A 19,124-nucleotide genomic window follows, 5' to 3' on the forward strand; every position below is an offset into this window, starting at 1 on the left:
GGGTTTGAAATCGTATATCTACCGCGTAATGAAGGGCCAGGGCCGTATAACTCTGGAGCTATAGCTGAGGCCGCCAATGTACCAAGTGCATCGGCTGTGGCCAATGCCATTCAAGATGCTATCAAGCTTCCGGTCTGCCAATTACCTGTCACGGCAGAGCGTATTTACAGTATGACTCATCAAAATAACGTTGAGGAGGAAGGAAATGAGTGAAGATCTGAATGGGAAAGTAGCCATAATAACTGGTGCAGGGTCGCCGATTGGTATGGGACGAGAAATGTCTTTCGCACTAGCTGGAGCAGGAGCAAAAGTAGCAATGATGGACATCGATTCTGCTTCTTTGGACTCTGCTGTTAATGATGTCCGTGAGATGTGCGGCGATGATAGTGCATTCTCAATTGTGGGCGATGTAACTAATTATGCTGATGCTGAGAGAATAATTAAGGCTACTATTGAACGGTTTGGCGGCCTTCATATTTTGGTTAACAACGCAGGTACTAACCAACGAAACATGGGGTTCAGCAATACAATCCTCGAGCCTTGGTGGGGGATCGATCCAGAAGCATGGGCCCGGGTGGTTAGTGTTAATTTCAACGGCCCGTTTTTCATGGCACACGCTGCTATTTCGCATTTACTTGAGCAAAAATGGGGGCGAATCATTGGTGTTACAACAAGCTTGGATACTATGCTTCGCATAAATATGGCTCCTTACGGACCTTCAAAGGCTGGGCATGAGGCTTTGGTTTCTACAATGGCAAAAGAACTTGAGGGCACTGGAGTAACAGCAAATGTGCTAGTTCCAGGAGGGCCTGTAAATACTAATTTATTACCCCCAGACACGGATTTCGATAGGAATAAATTAATACAGCCCGATGTTATGAAAGCTCCTGTGGTGTGGCTTGCCTCAGATGCTTCAAATGAAATCAATGGACAACGTTTTATTGCATACGACTGGGACGAATCACTTCCACTTCAAGAGCGGATAGCGAAGGCAGCTGCTCCTGCTGCATGGCCCCAGCTTGGTGGGCAGGCTGTGTACCCTGCCTAACTAGCGCCTGCTGGTGGTTGAGTTGCAGCTACTGAGGCTTCACTTGGCACAAATTCCTCTTCTACGAACTTCGCTTCGTACGGCAGGAGCTTGCAATCTGATGGCTCCGCAACGAGCCAGACATCGTCGCCTCGTTGCAGCCCTTGATTAGGGTGCACGAATGCGCGTATCAGCTCGCCTGCTGACTCTACGCGGCAGTCTATAGAGTCTCCAAGGAAAACCATAGTTTCTATTTTCCCTTGGATTGCATTATCTTTCGCATTTTTTGTAGCCTTCACGATGATATTTGCAGGGCGAATAGCAAGCGAAACTTTGTCATTAACATTAAGCGAATCAACCGCAGTGCAGAGGATCTCACCTTGTGGTGTGTTCACTTTTGCAACACCTCTGCTGCTACTTACTAAAGTGCCTTCGAGTAAATTTGTTGTACCGATAAACTCTGCTGTAAATCTTGAAACGGGAGTAGAGTATATTTCTTTAGGGCTACCAAGCTGAACGATTTCGCCATCACGCATCACAGCAATTTGATCTGAAAGAGTTAATGCTTCAAGCTGATCATGTGTGACAAAGATAGTCGTAATATTCAATCGTTCCGTCAAGGTTTTTAATTCAACTCGCATCTCATCACGAAGTTTTGCATCTAAATTGGATAAAGGCTCATCTAGTAACAGAGCCTTAGGCTGTCGAACAAGAGCGCGTGCTAAGGCGAGGCGTTGCTGCTGGCCTCCTGATAATTGAGGTGCAGGGCGATTCTCTAGTCCATCGAGGCGCACTAAACTGAGTGCCTCTAGGACACGCTCTCTCACTTGGGATTTAGGTAGTTTCCCTTTACCTCTCGATATAGGAAAGGCGACATTATCGAATACATTCATATGAGGCCAAATTGCGTATGACTGAAACACCATTCCTATTGGACGCTGATGAGCAGGCACATAACCGTTACCGTCGGACGAAACGACAATCATGTCGTCTATGGCAATTTCGCCTCCATCGGCTTTTTCAAGACCTGCAATACAACGCAATGTTGTTGATTTTCCGCAGCCAGAAGGTCCTAATAAAGTGAAAAATTCGCCTTCCTCTACGTTAAATGAAACTTCTCTCACCGCATTTACAGCTCCTTCATCAGTGCTATAACGCTTGACTAAATTTGATACACGTACTGCAGTTGCCATAGATTCCCCCTACCCTTGCTCTTTCGTTAGCCGTAAAGTAAGCAGCCTTGCTGTAACAACAATTGTGCTCATTATCATCATAAGAATAATACCTAGTGCTGCAGCCTCATCAGAGCGGCCATTTTCCCAGGCTGCCCACGAAATTACTGACAATATTTGACTATCTCTGGTGCTAATCAGTAATGCCATTGATAGTTCTCTGCCACTATGTATTGCTACCCAAAGCCATCCGGCTACAAGTGAAGGCACAAGTAGTCGCAAAGTTATTTGCCGAAACACCGTAAACCAACCAACCCCGCTCACTGCACCAGCCTCTTCTAGCTCCTTATGAAGTTGAAACATAGCTCCATTTGTAGTTCGTGTTCCATATGCGAGGAATCGTGATACGTGAACGAGCATTATCAGCCAAATTGTTCCATAAAGCGGGATCCAGTCTATCCAAAGTGCCATGAGCAAAAAGGCTAGCCCAAAGACAATACTAGGAGCGGTAAATGGAACGAATGCAAGTGCATCTAATATTCCGCGCCCTCTGACACTAGAGCGCACAACAACCCAAGAAACCATTGCAGACAACAGTACTGTGGCTATTGGAACTACAGCAATTAATAGCAAAGAGTTCTTGAGACCTATCCAAAACGCACTTTGCTTGAATAAACCACGGTATGCATCAAGGCTCGCGCCTTCAAATGCTGCTATTGAAGGGGGGCGGAAATACGGCTGCGTGCTTGCGTACAAAAGTATTACTGTTGGCAGCAAAACCATTAATAAGAAGTAAGCAATAATTGCAGTACCAGCCCATTTTCTCCAAGGACCAAGATCTATTCTTCGCGGCCTATAGCCCTTGCCTGTGATCGTAGCGAATCGCTGTTGGACTCGTGTCACACGATGGTAATAATAGATACCAACGACTCCTATCAAAGCTGCAACAGTACCTAGGCTCGTTGCTAAACCATAATCACGGGGTACTTGGCTTGTAGCCAGATATATTCTTGTTGCAAAGACGTGAATACCTCCAGGCATTCCTAGAATTGCCGGAATCTCGAATATCCCAATCGTTGCAGTTCCAATAAATATAGTCACTCCTAGTAATCCTGGAAGCATAACGGGCAGTGTCACTCTGCGCAGTGTGGTCAATGTATTTGCTCCCGAAGTAGCTGCCGCTTCTTCAAGAGATGGATCCATGCTTCTAAAAAGCCCAACTACCATCAAGAAAATAGTAGGGGTTAAACGTAAGCCTTCGACAAATACTAGCGTTATGAGTGAGTAAGGTGTGAATATTCCTTTGTCCCAGTCAAGCCATTGCGTGAATGGAATGTTGAATACGCCAGTTCTTGGATTGAGGAGAAAAACCCACGTCATTGCGAATAAAATTGGAGGCATGCCTGCAGTAATGATCGCCACAACGAAGGCAAAGTTCCTCATCGGCGCATTAGTACGTTCTACTACCCATGCCAAGCTGACGCCAAGGATTAGTCCAAATATTACAGAACCAATGCCAAATACTGCAGTGTTAAGCAGAAGGCTATATGTAGATTCATCGAGGAATGCTTTTCTGTAATGCTCTAAGGTAAAAGAGCCAGGCTCCATATCAGCGGGGCCTACGCTCCAAAGGCTGTAGAACAAAAGAATTGCTAAGGGCGCAATTACCAGAAAGGCTAGAATTAAACCAAGTCCCCCAAACAGTATTAAGTATTGGGGTTCAAGACTACGAATCTTTTCTGGAATTAATTTCCTTGCAACAGCGACAACAGCAGCCAATCGTGCCTCCCGGAGTATCAAGATATTATGAGGGGCTCTTTCAACGAAGAGCCCCTCATATGCCTATGCCATATTAGCTAGTAGGTATACCAAGTACTTCTCGGTATGTCTTCTGGAGACGCTTAAAGTTATCAGCCATTTCTATGCCTGTGTAACCAATCTTAAGGTCCATCTTGGACATGCGTACACCCATCAAGTCACCTGAAGCTGGGTCCATGCTTGTACCTGGCTGGACTTTGACTCGAACTGGAATTCCTTGGTTAACATTATTCAGCCAGCGAAGGAACAGTTTTCCGCCTGGAGGGTTGGGTCCCTTGGCGACAGCACCTATCAACCATTGCTCAATCGCGTTAGGTGTAACAGGAGCCATGTCTACAGGCGCTCCTTTTTGTATGGCGTTACCTATTGATGCGATATTTACATCTGGGCTGATTGGGAATTCTCCGCTTGAAACAGCGTTACCCACTGTAGTGTTTCCGTGCATGATTGCCGGTTTCTGGGCCTTTAATTTGCCTAAATACTCTACAATTTCTGCTTCGGTCCAAAGGTTAGGGAATTTGCCGTTGTACTCAGGAAGATCGGTCAAGTAGATAAATCCTTTCAACCGGTCCTCTAGAACCATTTGGCCTTTCCACTTTGGATCAAGCAAGTCCTCATAAGTTTGAGGAACTTCGTCCGCATTTATGACGTCAGTGTTGTACATAACACCGTGAGCCAGCGGAAGATATAGTGTTGCAGCTCCATCACCGTATCGAGCTAGTTTATCAACACCAATGTCGTCAAAAATATCTGTGCTGTCCGCAAAAATATTCTGATCTAATAGTCGACTGTCTCGACCGGGGTCGGCAACATCAGCAGTAATCTTACCTGCCTTGTTCTCTAGCAAGAGCCCTTCTGTTACCTCACTTGTGCTTTTAGTCGTAAGTTCGACTTTCAAGCCTGGGTACTGAGCCTCAAAAGCTTCAACTATTGGCTCTCCTTGCGCTGCTCGCGTAGGAAATACCCATGCAATTTTTCCGCTATTAGTAGCGAGAGCATCCTTGTAAAGCTGCTCTTCCAATGATAATTGCGGAGCAGCTGTTGCCGTAGCCACTGGCTTTGGCGTTGGCGTTGGGTCAGAACCGCATGCTGCCAAAATTGGTAGCGCAACGGCAATTAGGAACAATAAACCAATCTTTCTCACGACCAGCCTCCCTGGGGCGAGCCATTTATATGTATACAAAGGCTCCTGAAAGTGGCGCAAAAGTAACCTTAACTAGCAGATACGTCAAGCCTTTAGAAGTAAAGTCCTCTTAAATATGCGAAAAACAGTTCAAAATCATTTAAGATGAACGAAATATGATGGAGGCTGCTATGGGGATCATCGATGCGGATGCACATGTAATAGAAATTGATCAGACCTGGGATTATATGGACCCCTCCGAGCGTCAATACAAACCCGGCACTGCCTTCCAAACTTTAGATTCGGGTGAAGTGCTGAAATTCTGGGTTGTTGGAGGTCGAGCAATACGAACTCCATGGCCAGGAGGCGGAACTGAAGGTGAAAAGGCATTTGGAGTATTTGTCGGTAACGTTCCTCTTACTATCGAATCTAAATACATGTTAGATGTACAGGCAAGAGTTAAACATATGGATGAAATGGGAACTGATATACAAGTTCTTTACCCATCTATGTGGACCGGGCCGATAACAAAAAACCCAGCAGAAGAAGTTGCAATATGTCGAAGCTATAACAGATGGATGGCTGATATTTATGCAGAAGGCAAAGGGCGCTTTCGCTGGACAGCTGTTGTACCAGTATTGAATATAGAGGAGGCAATTAAGCAACTAAAATATTCAAAGGAAAATGGTGCCGTTGCTGTAAATCTCAGAGGCGTTGAGATAGGGAATAGGCTTATTAATGATCCATATTTTTTCCCTTTGTATGAAGCGGCAGGGGACTTGGATATGCCGATTTGCCCTCATTCGGGCACCGGTAGTTTTGAGCTTGACAGCATATTCGGGGGAAGCACATTAACTGCTTATGAACGAAATAAATTTAGTGGTCTTTCAGCTTTTCATACTTTGATGATGACTTCTTTGCCCTCAAAATTCCCAAAAACAAAATGGGGGATTATTGAGTTTAGTGCCGACTGGATCCCGTACTTACTTAATGATTTGGAACGAAGGATTGTTAGGCGAGGTGATAAAATGAGCGCTGAGCCTTTAGTTGAAAATAATATTTGGGTTACCATTCAACTCAATGATGACTTGCAGCATATTGATAAATATGTTGGGGATAATAGATTGGTTATCGGCACAGATTACGGGCATGCCGACTCAGCAACTGAGATTTATGCCTTAAAAACTTTCGAAAAAGACGATAGGCTTAACATAGCTAGTAGAGAACGTATATTGTGGGATAACCCTAAAGAACTTTATTCTATAAATTAAATGAAGGTGACAGGAGTGCTATGCCAGTAATTGACGCTGATACACATGTGGATGAAACTGAAGCTACTTGGGATTATTTGTCGCAGCAATCGCCCAAATACGTCCCCGCAACTATGGAGCCACCAGCTGAAGAAAAATCACGGTCTGGTTTGAGTGCTTCACGGAGCCGTTTTTGGCTTGTGGAAGGTCGGATACAGGTACGTGCTATTCGAGATGATATCCACCATCCTGCACGCCCACGACGCGAGCTTGAAGATCTTGAAGGCAGAATTGCAGATATGGACAAAATGGGGGTAGACATCCAAGTTCTATTCCCTACTTTTTTTATCCGCTACGTTGCCCAGAATCCTCTACCTGAAGCTGAACTTGCAAAATCCTATAACAGATGGATCGCTGAAAGATGCGCTAAGACAAATGGGAGAATGCGTTGGGCTGCTGTATTACCGTGGCTCGATGCTGATGCGGCTATTAAAGAGCTTGAATGGGCGAAAGCAAATGGGGCATGCGGCATTTTTAAACGCGGATATGACCTTAATTTGCCTGTGAGTGACTCTCATTTTCACCCAATCTACCAAGCTGCTAATGATCTTGATCTGCCTTTGTGTATTCACACCGGACATCCAGGAAGTGATTGGGACCGAGGCTTTCCAATAATAGCTTCGTTCCTCTCAGTACTTAGTGCGGGCCTGCCTGACAAATTCCCTACTCTTCGTTTTGGATTTATCGAAGCAGGCGCTTCATGGATACCGTATGCCATTTCTCAATTAGCGATGAGGGAAAGAAGCGAGCGTCATCATGAAGAAGTTTTGACGACAGAGCTCTCAAAAGATCTATTCAAAAAGAATCGGCTCTTTGTCACTGTTGACCCTGTTGATGACATAGAGCGATTGCTGGAGTTTGATACAGCAAGCAATTTGATGATTGGCACTGATTATAGCCACTCTGACGCATCTGCAAATCTTACTGCTCTTGGAGAAGTTAAGCGCTGGGAAGCGGCAGGGAAAATTGATGCTACTGTTGCTAGTGCGATTCTAGAGACTAATCCACAGAATTTTTATGGGCTGTAAATAATACAGCCCGTAAAAATTAAGCCTCTGCTATTTCAGCTACTTTGAAGCCATAGAAGCGTTGTGCATTTTTGTGCAGTATTTTTTCTTTTTCGGCAGCAGTCATATCAGTCTCTAGGACTTCTTCGATTTCATGCCTAACGCTTTCGCGATTCACTTCATGTGGGAAGTCTGATGAATATAAAAATGCTTCTGGTCCAGCAACTTTTACAGCGTAAGGTAATGCGAATTCGCCTCCTTCACAGCCGACAAAAACTCTACCTTCCTGAGTCTGGCGAATAGCGTATTCGAAAATCGATTCACCATCGCGGAGGCGTATGTATTTCGATTCAGGATCGAATGGAATATGCGTTGCCCAGGATTCAGCTAATCTTTCGAGACACAGCAGAAACCAGGACACCCCTCCTTCTAGGAATCCTATTTTTACGCCTGGGAACTTGTCGTATATCCCATTCATGAGGATACCGGCAAAGGAAATCATGATTCCGAAAGGATGGCCGAGGCCATGCACAGCGGGGTATATGTTCATGTGATCTAAGCCCATCCCACTATGACATCCACCATGGACACCTAATGCACAGCCAAGACGTTCTGCCTCTTCGTAGATAGGCCAGTACTCAGGAGAGCCTAGATGGGACTTAAGGCCCGTCGATGGTAGCATCGCACCGGGCATTCCAAGCTCTTCAACTGCGTATCGCAACTCTTTAACTGCAGCAGCCGGATCCTGCATTGGTATCAAGGCCATGCCTTTGAATCTCGGATCAACGCTCATATATGCGCTGTGGACCCATTCGTTATAAGCCCTGCATACTGCAATAGCCCAATCAATGGACGCTATTTTTCCGTACGCCAATGCAGAGGTTGGGTACAGTACAGTTGCACTAATACCTGCAGATGACATAAAGCTTTTCCAGCCTTCAGTCCCGCTTCGCTCGAAAGATCCTGGTGGAAGTTCAAAGAGCGACGCAGAGTGCAAATGATCCAGAGGTGGAAATAATTTTTGCTCCGCAAAGGGCCCACGTTCTTTGTAGCCTTTTGGCATATATTCACTAATGCCTTCAGCATCCTCAAAAAGATGTCCGTCCGCATCTATAATTGTTTCGAGATCTGTTGCCATATCACCCTCTCTTTCTCTTCTTGAGTATAGGCGAGAAATTCCTGTAATGCTAACTCACTATAGTGTTAGTGAGATAAAGATAACACCTGAAACTACTGCAAGTGCTCCTAGCCAGATACGTTTATCAGCGACTTCAAACTGTCGCGCGATGAATTGAGAAAAACCAATGGCGATTAATGGGGCAAGCGCAACAATTGGTGATATTGCAGTGATAGGAGCACGGCTAGCAGCCCCATAAAATAAAAATATCCCAAGAGACATAGAGGTTCCGCCAAGCACTAATTTCCAGATTCGGTTGCGTGGAATTAATTTAATTTCCATACGGAATTTAGGTACAGCCATAATCGATAAAATCAGCGCTCCAATACCAAAAACCAACGACGCAGCAACTAATGGAGTTGTAACATCTGTCACTATTTTTTTAATTAAAACACTAACCAAGCCGTACGTGAACATGGCACCAATAGCGGCAGAAATACCTTGGGAGGTCTGGCTGATATGAGCGTCTTCTGCAACCCCTGCCCCTGCTCCCTCGTTCGCGATTATTGCAATCCAGATAGCCCCACCTACGCATCCAACCATGCCTAAGAGTAAGCCTATGCTTAGACTTTCTCCAAGCCACAGAACTGCTACCGTAGCGGCTACCGCAGGATTTGCAGAGACAATAGTATTACCTTTTGATACCCCAATTCTGCGCATAGATTGGAAAAGGAGTAGTCTGCCAATTGGGTAGTTGATTGCCGCAGTGAATACAATAAAACCCCAACCGCTAAGGCTGATTCTTTCTATTTCGGTTGAGTAGCTCGGCGATGCAGCGATAATAAGAATAGCTGCTCCTACTACCATGGAAACTACAGTCCCTGTAACTACAGGAGTATTGACCAGCCCGAGCCGGGCCACTGCTGAACCAAAACCAAATGCAGTAGCGGTACCCAAGGCAAAAATTACTCCGATAAACTCAGGACTCATTCGCGCTCTTAGTGAATCCCATAAAACTCCGAAGGGTTGTCATTGATTATCTTGTTAGTGGTAGAAGCGCTCAGATCAGATCTTGCCTGGAGTATCGACAAAGCTTCTAGCTCTGCCGATTGGTCTGCATGAGAATAATCAGACCCGATGATTAAGTGCTCGTCACCAGTGTAGTTCATGATGTACGGCAAATCTTCATGAGTTTCACAAGCGACATAGAATCTTCCTTTTTTAACTAAATCTTTTGAGTAATCGAAATTACTCATCCATTGGACGCGAGCATGCAACGCCTCAAGTTCTGCTATCGCATATGGCACCCAGGAGGACAATGTTTCTATGAAACCGACACGTAGTTTGGGGAATTTGTTAGGTATTTGATCTCGTATTAATGAAATAAATGCGTCAATAGGAGAGAGTCGAAAATTATACATGGTCAGGTGAGATGCAAGTGTATCTCCAATAGCAGGATCATGGGCTGCAGTGTGAATACATATCGGTAAATTTAAAAACTGAGCATGCTCATAGAGTGGGAAAAAATACGGATCACTTGCTGATCTTCCGACTTCCACGCCCCGTTTGAACACGCCACATGCCCCGTTATTCTTTCCCCACTCTAGCTCCTCAATGCATCTATCCATGCTTAACATGGGAGGAACTACAACCCAACGCAGTCTTCCGTCGCTTTCACGTGACTTTTCCCCCATCCATCTGTTGTACGATCTGCATAACGCGTACTCAATTTCTGCTTTTGTTGTGAAAGTAGTTAGGAATAAAGTCGGGTACATCACCTGAATATCAACATTGAGCTGATCCATTTGCTTTAGACGTGCAGCAACGTCATGTAATTCTCTCGTCTGCTCCGTAGTTCCTGTTCTTACATCATCTCGTATTCGCCTAATACGAAGTGCTCCATCTATATTCCAATACCTAGTGTAGCCTGGAGGTGCGTTTACGCCCTCAAGGTTATTTTCTCCAGGAGAAACAGTAAGCGGCCTGTATTGTTCGTGCTCAGGTAACAAGAAAGACCAGGTCTCGTCGTTTTCATCAACATGTGTATCAGCGTCAATAATTGGCATAGCCATTTCACCTCTTGCCATCTATATTGGTAACTTCATTTGCGATTTTAGGATCCAACCCATACGTATTGATGGCAGCAGCATCCGTAATATACCCGTTCATTAAGTCATTGATTACTGCTTTTTGGGGACGTAATTTAGGGTCACCTACTCCTCCTGCACCGCTTGTAAGCGCTTGAACAATATCACCTTCACGAACAAGGACATTCGATATCAAACCTGTATAGATTTCCTCTCTAGTAGTGCCAGGGTTAATGACAACCCCCCCTGCGGTTCCACTGTGCCCACCAGATACACCTTGCGGAGGGAGTAAGTTTCTGGGGTTCCCTCCCGCGTAACGACTTTCTTCATGAACCCTGTATTCACGTACCAGTCCATTACCACCACGATAAAGACCAGCTCCTCCTGAGTCTGGAATGATGCGGAATTTAGTTACTTCTATATTGAACTCTGATTCTATGATTTCAATGCTCGTAAACTTAGACCCCCCACTTGCAGAATGGGCAGTACCAGTCCAGCCATCTCCACCTTCGTACGCACCATTTCCTGAGCGAAGTAACTCATACTGAACATACTTGCGCCCTTTGTTTAGTGCAGTACTGCCGAAAACGACCATACTAGGCGGTGCGTTATGAGCGACAATAGGCTTACCTGCAAGCTGCGAAATTGCCTCAAACAACACGTCTTCAACCACTGGTATTGTCATTGAATAAAATCCTGTAGGTGCAGGGAATGTGGGGTTCACAATTGAGCCTTCACGAAAAACCCATTCAATTGAGTTTTCAACGCCGCTATTTCCGGGGATTGTAGGGTCAATCATTGCTATTAAAGCAAAATGGGCCATTCCATGAATGAATGGAGGACGTACATTTATGGGTCCTAAGCTTTGGTCATCTGATCCACTGAAATCAATTACAACACGGTCATTTTTCTTCTGAACTGCAACATGAATTCTTACAGGTCTATTCCTATTTACAATATCGTCAACGAAACCTTCTGCTTCAAATATTCCATCATGCCATTGACTTATAGCGCTTTTCACTCTTGTTTCCGTTCTGTTGGCTGTCTTCTCAAAAGCATCAAGGACTACAGCTTTTCCAAAAGTAGCCATTAATTCCTTGATTCGCTTAGCGCCTATCGAGTACATAGCCCCTGCTTGCGCATTAAGATCGCCGATTACAAGATCTGGCGTACGGCTATTAGCTATTAAAAATTGAGCTACTTCAGGTACAGGCTCTCGTTCTCGTTGAAATAATACAGGAGCAATGACTAATCCTTCGCCAAAAATATCTCTAGCCAAAGCATTTCGAGACCCTGGGGATTGACCTCCGATATCGCTCTTATGGCCCATAGAAGAGCAAAACGCTACGACTTCGTCTTCAAAGACGACCGGAGATACAACGACCATATCGTTCGGGTGAGGAGAACCAGAATAATATGGATGACTGGCTAAAAAGCAGTCCCCGTCACGCATTTCTTCAATCGAATAGAACTCTAAGATCCCTCGGACACAATCTGGGTAGGCTCCACGATGCTGCAGTAGAGCAGCGTGTTGCCCAACGGTTGCACCTTTTTTATCGGTAATTCCAGCAGAAAAATCGTGAGATTCTCTTATAATTGTAGAAAACCCAGTGCGCATTACTGCAGCCTGCATCTCTCGCATTATTCCATCAATGCGAGCCCGTATAACTTCCTCAGTAATGACATCAGTGGTCATATCACCTCTGGCTTTGGCGATAAAGCCTGCGTAGCTTGTTCCTCACTAAGGCCGTATGTAGCCACTGCGCTTTGTGGGGATATATATCCATTGCGTAAATCATTCATTACTCTGAGCCTGTCTCTCTTCAGAGGATCACCAGCCCCTCCGGCACTTCCAGTTTCTACACGGACGACATCCCCTTCTTGGAGCATAACGTTAGAGATAATTCCAACGTATTTTTGTTCATCCGGAGATCCTGGGTTTATTGTCACTGCGCCAGCAATACCATCCAATCCGCCTCCTACACCCTGCGCTGGGGAGAGGTTTCTAGGGCTACCCCCGGCGTATCTACTTGGCTGCTGTATCACATATTCGCGACGTAAGGCCAAACCGCCACGGTATTCACCTGGCCCCCCAGAGTCCGAGACAAGACTAAAATTACGAAGCTCGACATCAAATTCAGATTCCAGGATTTCTACACTGGTCAGCTTGCTCCCTCCCCCCCAGGAATGTCCAGTACCAGTCCATCCATCGCCTCCGTCATAGGCTCCGTTGCCCGACATCATAAGCTCATATTGAACGTAGCGGCGTCCTCCTCCTACGGTGCCCATGACAACCATCCCGCTACTTGCGTTGTGCGCGACTAGTGGTTTCCCTGCGGCTTTGCTAATAGCTTCAAAAATAATGTCTTCTACTGTCGAGAGCGTCATTGAATAGAAGCCTACAGGTGTAGGGAACGTAGGGTTCAACACTGTGCCTTCACCAAAAACGCAATCCACAGCGCGAGCTAATCCAAAGTTATTGGGTATGCCTGGGTCAATCATTGCTATGGCAGCGTAATATGCCATACCCCTTGTAAATGGTGGACGTGCGTTAATAGGCCCTAAGCTTTGAGGATCAGTTTGTGAAAAATCTAATGTAAGCCTGTCGCCATTTACTATGGCTGAGACATGTAAACGGAGCTTTTTATTAGGATCAACAATATCGTCAGTGAACCCGGAAGCTTCGTAGACCCCGTCTTTCCATTGTGCAATAACTTGTCTTACGCGTGCTTCGGTCCGAAGCCCTATTTGTTCAAATGCATCCGTCACTGAATCCTGTCCATACTCATCCATTAGGTTTTTAAGCCTGTAGGCACCAATGCTCCATAAGGCTCCTGCCTGTGCTCCCAAATCGCCTATAACGAGCTCAGGTGTACGGCTATTTGATCTCAGTAGCTGATGGGTCTCTTTATGCGGAACCCTCTCGGAAAGGAATTTTACTGGCATTATCTGAAGTCCTTCACCGAATACGTCGCGTGCTAAGGTATTTCTTGAGCCTGGTGACTGGCCTCCAATGTCGCTTTTATGCCCCATAGAGGCGCAAAATGCCACCACTTTACCTTGATGGAACACGGGAAGGACTACAACCATGTCATTAGGGTGAGGGCATCCTGAGTAATATGGGTGATTGATGAGGAAACAATCACCATCACTCATTTGGTCATATGTGTAAAATTGGAGTACGCCTTTTACACATTCAGGGTAAGCACCTAAATGAGGAGGTAAAGGGGAAAATTGCCCTACAACATTCCCCTCTCTATCTGTTATACCAGCAGAAAAATCATGTGATTCACGTATGATTGTAGAGAAACCAGTGCGCAAAACTGCAGCCTGCATCTCACGGACTATACCGTCTAATCGTGCCCTAATTACTTCTTGACTGATTACGTCGGTGGTAGCCATATATCTCCTATTCGACCTTTAAAGCTTCGTCAATATCTTTCTGAGAAAAATTATAAATTTGTAATGCAGTAGATGGTGTTATGTAGCCATTTCTGAGATCTGAAGCAATTAAACTAGGGTCTCGAGATGCAGGTGCCCCAGCTCCTCCGGAACTACCTGTGTCTATACGGATAATGTCATTTTGTTCTAATTCCAAATTTGAAATTAACCCGCGATACTGCTTCTCGTTGCTTTGTCCCGGATTAACTGTAATGACCCCTTTAGCTCCCGGGTAGCCTCCATTAACACCATGCGCAGGGTCATTTTGCCTCGCTGTCCCTCCGGAATACTTGCTTTGCTTAAGCACTCGATACTGCCTTGTTAGACCTAAGCCTCCACGATAACTACCTGCCCCACCTGAGTCTGGAATTAAAGCGAACCGTTCTAATTCCACATCGAATTCGGATTCTAAGATTTCCACACTAGTGAATTTTGCACCCCCGGCCCATGAATGCCCAGTTCCAGTGTATCCATCTCCGCCTACAAAAGCGCCGTTACCAGTGCGAAGTAATTCATATTGAACGTACCTTGCTCGACCTACACCTGAAGTGCCTAGTACAACCATTGAGGATGGTGCGTTATGTGCAACAGGTGGCTTTCCAGCTGCCTTACTGACAGCTTCAAATACAATATCTTCAATAGTCGCCATAGTGGTGGAGTAAAACCCTACAGGAGCAGGGAAGCTTGGAGAGACGATAGAGCCTTCACGGAATTTACATTCAATTGCCTTAGCAAGCCCTCCATTATTAGGAACGCTTGGATCCATCATTGCTATTGCAGCGAAATAGGCCATGCCGCGAATGAACGGAGGTCTTACGTTTATCGGGCCTTCGCTCTGGTCGTCAGATTTTGAAAAATCCAGAATCAGGCTGTCTTTTTCCTTGATAGCAGAGACATGCAGCTTGATAGTTTTCGTTGGATCCACAATGTCATCAATTAATGCCTCTGCCTCGAAAGCACCGTCTGTCCATTCCGAAATATGGCTTCGAACTCTAGCCTCAATACGTGCAATTATTTGCTCAATTGCCCCAAGCAGCACGCTAGCACCATATTCCTTAGCAAGAGCCTTTACGCGCAATGCCCCAATGCTCCTAAGTGCGCCTGCTTGTGCAGCTAGGTCACCAATAACTAATTCAGGAGTGCGACTGTTTGATCGTAAGAAGTGCTCCACCTCTTTGATAAATTGGCCGTCCCTTTGGAAAAGGACTGGCATAATCTGGAATCCATCCCCAAACACGTCTCTCGCTATCGTATTTCGTGAGCCAGGCGACTGCCCTCCAATATCGGCTTTGTGCCCCATGCTTGCGCAGAACGCTATAACTTTTCCCTCTACAAATATAGGCAAAACAACAACCATATCGTTTGGGTGAGGGCATCCTGAGTAATAGGGGTGATTTGCGAGAAAACAATCTCCCTCCTGCATTTCTTCAATACTGTAAAAATCTAGTACCCCACGAACGCAGTCTGGATAAGCTCCCAGATGCGTGGGTAGAGGAGAGAATTGGCCAATTACGGCGCCATTTATATCTGTAATACCAGCAGAGAAATCGTGTGACTCGCGAATAATAGTAGAGAACCCAGTACGTAAAACTGCAGCCTGCATTTCACGAACAATGCCATCCAGTCTTGCCTGAACAACTGTTTGCGTAATTACATCGACGTCCAAAATGACGGCCTTTCAGTTAGAGCTAACCCAGCCCAAGTAGTCGCCTACGTGACTCTGCATCGCCAAGCTCGTCTGGTGAGCCTGTAAATATTGCTTTCCCTGCCTCTAATACGTGCACCATATCGGCGGCTTGAATTCCAACGTCAACATTCTGTTCAATGAGAAGGACTCCTATACCTTTTTCATCAACAAGCCCTCGAATTGTACTCATTATCTGAGTGACTATTGGCCCGGCAAGAGCGCCGGAAGGCTCATCAAGTAGTAGCATTTTAGGATTAAGCATTAATGTCATGCCGATGGCTAGCATTTGGCGTTCTCCACCAGAAAGAGTGTCAGCGTCCGACTTGCGGCGCCTGTCCAAAATAGGGAACATCGTGTAGGCCTGTTGAAGTCGCTCAGGAATTAATTCTTTCTCCAATGCATATCCACCAAGTCGCAAATTATCTTCAACTGACAGATCAGCAAAAACTTGGCCACCTTGCGCCAAATAGCCAATACCATCTTTAATATTGTCAAATGGAGGATGATTGGTAATATTTTTTCCTTCGAACAACACGGTGCCACCAGTGACACGTGCGATGCCAAAGACGCCTTTAATCAGCGTGGACTTACCTGCGCCGTTATGCCCGATAATGGTCGTTACTTTCCCGCCTTCAACCCCTAGCGATACTCCGTTAAGGATTTGCTTCGGTCCGTAAGATACTAAGAGCTCATTAGTTTCAAGTAGCGGCATTTGATACAAATCCTAAAAATGCATTAGTAAGCCGTTCATCTTTTTCTATCTCTGAAGGCTTTCCTTCCACAACAACTTCCCCTCTAACAACTACAACATGATCAGCAACGTCCATTACAACCTTAAGATTATGCTCTACCAGAATTACTGCTTTACCGTGGTCAGTTGCTGCAGCCCGAATCATTTTGGTGAGTCCTTCAATAAGATCTGGATGGATACCTGCCATAGGCTCATCTAGCAGGAAAACTTCAGCGCGAGAATTCAGCATTCTGGCAAATTCAAGGAGTTTTTGCTGCCCGTATGATAATGCCTGGGAAAGACTCTCAGCCTTTGATTCAATGTTAAGCTCTTTTAAATGCGCCATCGCTTCGATGCGGCGTTCTTTTTCTTCCTTTGCAACCATTCGAGGACGTAATAAGGCGTTGTACTCCGCTTCGCCTCTCTGATTCGGAGATGAAACCACGACATTATCGAGGCCGTTCATGTAGAAAAGAACCTGTGCATCTTGAAAAGTTCGTGCTATGCCTGTTTTGTATGCTTTATAGGGAGGTTTCCCCGCTATATTTACCCCGTTCATCAAAATGCTGCCTGAGTCGGCTTTTAAAAAGCCTGATACGATATTCAGGAGAGTGGATTTCCCCGCGCCGTTAGGCCCGATTAATCCTGTAACTTTCCCAAGTTCGGCCTTCATGCTGACGTTATCCAGCACAAGGTTTCCCCCAAAGCTTTTATTTATATTTGATATTTCTAATACTGCCATGGCTACTCCAGCTTATACCGGCCAATAAGGCCTTGAGGTCGGTACATCATCGCTAGGAATAATAACCCTGCAAAAAGCATAGTCCGTACGCCACCTACCATTGTTGGAGGAATGCCAGGTATAAAGCGTACTCCCTCGCTAATTAATATGTAGCCTAGCACGCCTAATATTGAGCCCATCCAACGACCTGAGCCACCGAGAACAACCATTACTAATATAAACGTACTGAACTCGACCAAAAATTGCGTATGTGCAGCTACCGTTACATACGAGCAGAACAATCCTCCCGCAATACCTGCCATGAATGCAGTTGTGGCAAATACTCGAAGTCTTACGAACCCGACATTTTTACCTATGCTCTCAGCAACTGAAGGATTAGCTCTAATCGTAGTAAGGACGCGACCATAAGGAGATTGCACCAGCTGCCGAATTACTAGAATGAGAAAAATTGCTACAGGCACACTGAATAGCAAGAATTCTTGAGGTGAACCAACGACGTGGCCGAGAAAAGAAGGTCTGGGCACATCACGAATTGCAAGTGAACCATTAGTCATCCATTTCCAGCTTAGTAGCACTTGTACCATCGTTAATTGAACCGTAACCGTAGCGAGTACGAAAAAATGACCACGAAGCCTCAATATAGGAGAGACAATAATTGCAGCAACAGCAGCAATAATTCCCGCCACTAGCAATGCTGGCCAATACGGCAAATTAAACATTTCTGCGCCAGGGGGAGGGTTCGTAGATTGGGTAGTCAAGATAGCAAATGTATAAGCACCAACTCCCATAAACCCAGCATGTGACAGGCTCATAAGCCCGGTATATCCGACGGACATATTAAGAGAGGTAGCCAAAATGGCAAATATACTCAATTTGACGGCAAGATCAGCAAAGTAATCCATATTAAAGCAGTCTCCTCAATTCTCGGTGCTCCCGTGTTCCAAGCAGTCCGTAAGGTCTGAAAAGCACTACCAATAGCAACAGCACAAATCCTGCGGGCTCTGCCCAGTTGCCGCCAAAGAAATATGCGGCCAATGTTTGTGCTAGCCCAAGTGCGAGCCCTCCAACTACAGCGCCGGGAAGACTACCAATACCGCCAATAATCACGCCGCCAGCAGCCGTAATTGCGAGATGGATACCTACTATTGGAGTGATTCCTGTTTCATAAGTTTGCACTACCCCGCCTATGCCAGCCAAAGTCGACCCAAGAATGAAAACTAATAAATACACATGCGAGGCGTTAATCCCGACCGCTACTGCTAAGTCCGGGTTGCTTGCTACAGCTCTGATCATTCTGCCCCATTGGGTGTATTTGAAAAACAACGTGACCGCAACTACTAAAAGTGCTACAAGCCAAATTGTATTTATCGTATGCCATGTGAAATACAAATCAAGGCCAAGTGCCTCATTTTGGATATTCACTGTTGGAAGTGGACCACCAGGCCGTGCCATTCGGTGGGTGGTCTTTGCCACAGTAATTAGCATGCCTTCTACGAAAAATAACGCCGCAAGGGATCCAAGGAACGAAACAAGAAATCCAGCTCCTTTTTTGCGGAATTGCCGGTAAATAAACAATTCCATAACGATGCCTGATACGCCGGCTAATACGATACCAATTGCAGCAGAAACCCATATATTAAAACCTGGGGAATACCCGAATATTTCTCCTTTAGTGAACCAATACGTAGAGTAGCCAGCGACTAGGAAGGCTGCTCCATGCAAGACATGGAAAATCCGGACCGTGTTGTAGATGACTGCAAATCCCAGAGAAAGCAGAGCGTATAAGGAGCCGAGAGCTAATGCGTTTATAGCGATTTGAATAAAGGTGTCCAATTAAAGGCGTCCAATTCAATATTTGTAGGT

Annotated in this window: 17 protein-coding genes; 4 read left to right on the plus strand and 13 right to left on the minus strand. The window is 45.5% G+C overall.

Features of this window, described 5'->3' with window-relative positions; all coding sequences use genetic code 11:
- On the plus strand, positions 1–213 hold a 213-nt coding region (locus MK127_06270), incomplete at its 5' end, for a hypothetical protein (protein ID MCH2532397.1).
- Complete coding sequence (locus MK127_06275) at positions 206–1,048, plus strand: SDR family oxidoreductase (GenBank protein MCH2532398.1); 843 nt, start codon at positions 206–208, stop codon at positions 1,046–1,048. The genes MK127_06270 and MK127_06275, both read left to right, overlap by 8 nt.
- On the opposite strand, the gene MK127_06280 is transcribed toward MK127_06275, so the two are convergent.
- From MK127_06280 to MK127_06290, 3 genes are all read right to left on the minus strand, one after another.
- Positions 1,045–2,220, minus strand: a complete 1,176-nt coding sequence (locus MK127_06280; protein MCH2532399.1) for an ABC transporter ATP-binding protein — start codon at positions 2,218–2,220, stop codon at positions 1,045–1,047. The two genes, MK127_06275 and MK127_06280, sit on opposite strands and share 4 nt — an antisense overlap.
- Before the next feature lie 9 nt (positions 2,221–2,229).
- Entirely contained in the window at positions 2,230–3,978 is a 1,749-nt protein-coding gene (locus tag MK127_06285; protein ID MCH2532400.1) for an iron ABC transporter permease, read from the minus strand.
- 73 nt (positions 3,979–4,051) lie between these two features.
- Positions 4,052–5,161: an extracellular solute-binding protein gene (locus tag MK127_06290; protein ID MCH2532401.1), complete on the minus strand. Its 1,110-nt coding sequence runs from the start codon at positions 5,159–5,161 to the stop codon at positions 4,052–4,054.
- A 170-nt stretch (positions 5,162–5,331) separates the two neighbouring features.
- Here MK127_06290 and MK127_06295 point away from each other — a divergent pair, with 170 nt between their 5' ends.
- Positions 5,332–6,411, plus strand: a complete 1,080-nt coding sequence (locus MK127_06295) for an amidohydrolase (protein ID MCH2532402.1) — start codon at positions 5,332–5,334, stop codon at positions 6,409–6,411.
- Between the two features lie 20 nt (positions 6,412–6,431).
- Complete coding sequence (locus tag MK127_06300) at positions 6,432–7,478, plus strand: amidohydrolase (protein ID MCH2532403.1); 1,047 nt, start codon at positions 6,432–6,434, stop codon at positions 7,476–7,478.
- Positions 7,479–7,497: 19 nt separating this feature from the next.
- Here the strand turns inward: MK127_06300 and MK127_06305 are convergent, their stop codons facing one another.
- The 10 genes from MK127_06305 to MK127_06350 are packed head-to-tail and all read right to left on the minus strand — an operon-like array spanning position 7,498 to position 19,094.
- Positions 7,498–8,595: an amidohydrolase gene (locus tag MK127_06305; protein ID MCH2532404.1), complete on the minus strand. Its 1,098-nt coding sequence runs from the start codon at positions 8,593–8,595 to the stop codon at positions 7,498–7,500.
- A gap of 57 nt (positions 8,596–8,652) precedes the next feature.
- Positions 8,653–9,564: a DMT family transporter gene (locus MK127_06310; GenBank protein ID MCH2532405.1), complete on the minus strand. Its 912-nt coding sequence runs from the start codon at positions 9,562–9,564 to the stop codon at positions 8,653–8,655.
- An 8-nt stretch (positions 9,565–9,572) separates the two neighbouring features.
- On the minus strand, positions 9,573–10,646 hold the full coding sequence (locus MK127_06315; protein MCH2532406.1) for an amidohydrolase: 1,074 nt from the start codon (positions 10,644–10,646) through the stop codon (positions 9,573–9,575).
- A 1-nt stretch (position 10,647) separates the two neighbouring features.
- A complete protein-coding gene (locus MK127_06320; GenBank protein MCH2532407.1) occupies positions 10,648–12,357 on the minus strand; it encodes a hydantoinase B/oxoprolinase family protein in 1,710 nt (569 codons plus the stop codon).
- The gene (locus tag MK127_06325) at positions 12,354–14,063 is read right to left on the minus strand and encodes a hydantoinase B/oxoprolinase family protein (protein MCH2532408.1); all 1,710 of its coding nucleotides are present in this window, start codon (positions 14,061–14,063) and stop codon (positions 12,354–12,356) included. The genes MK127_06320 and MK127_06325 overlap by 4 nt, the downstream gene beginning before the upstream one ends.
- Before the next feature lie 7 nt (positions 14,064–14,070).
- On the minus strand, positions 14,071–15,768 hold the full coding sequence (locus MK127_06330; GenBank protein MCH2532409.1) for a hydantoinase B/oxoprolinase family protein: 1,698 nt from the start codon (positions 15,766–15,768) through the stop codon (positions 14,071–14,073).
- A gap of 22 nt (positions 15,769–15,790) precedes the next feature.
- The gene (locus tag MK127_06335; protein ID MCH2532410.1) at positions 15,791–16,501 is read right to left on the minus strand and encodes an ABC transporter ATP-binding protein; all 711 of its coding nucleotides are present in this window, start codon (positions 16,499–16,501) and stop codon (positions 15,791–15,793) included.
- Entirely contained in the window at positions 16,488–17,261 is a 774-nt protein-coding gene (locus tag MK127_06340; GenBank protein ID MCH2532411.1) for an ATP-binding cassette domain-containing protein, read from the minus strand. Before MK127_06340 ends, MK127_06335 begins: the two co-directional genes overlap by 14 nt.
- A gap of 2 nt (positions 17,262–17,263) precedes the next feature.
- Positions 17,264–18,163, minus strand: a complete 900-nt coding sequence (locus MK127_06345; protein MCH2532412.1) for a branched-chain amino acid ABC transporter permease — start codon at positions 18,161–18,163, stop codon at positions 17,264–17,266.
- 1 nt (position 18,164) lies between these two features.
- Positions 18,165–19,094, minus strand: a complete 930-nt coding sequence (locus MK127_06350) for a branched-chain amino acid ABC transporter permease (protein MCH2532413.1) — start codon at positions 19,092–19,094, stop codon at positions 18,165–18,167.
- Positions 19,095–19,124 lie beyond the last annotated feature (30 nt).

It is taken from the genome of Dehalococcoidia bacterium (assembly GCA_022449765.1).
Lineage (GTDB): Bacteria > Chloroflexota > Dehalococcoidia > Lucifugimonadales > Australimonadaceae > UBA2963.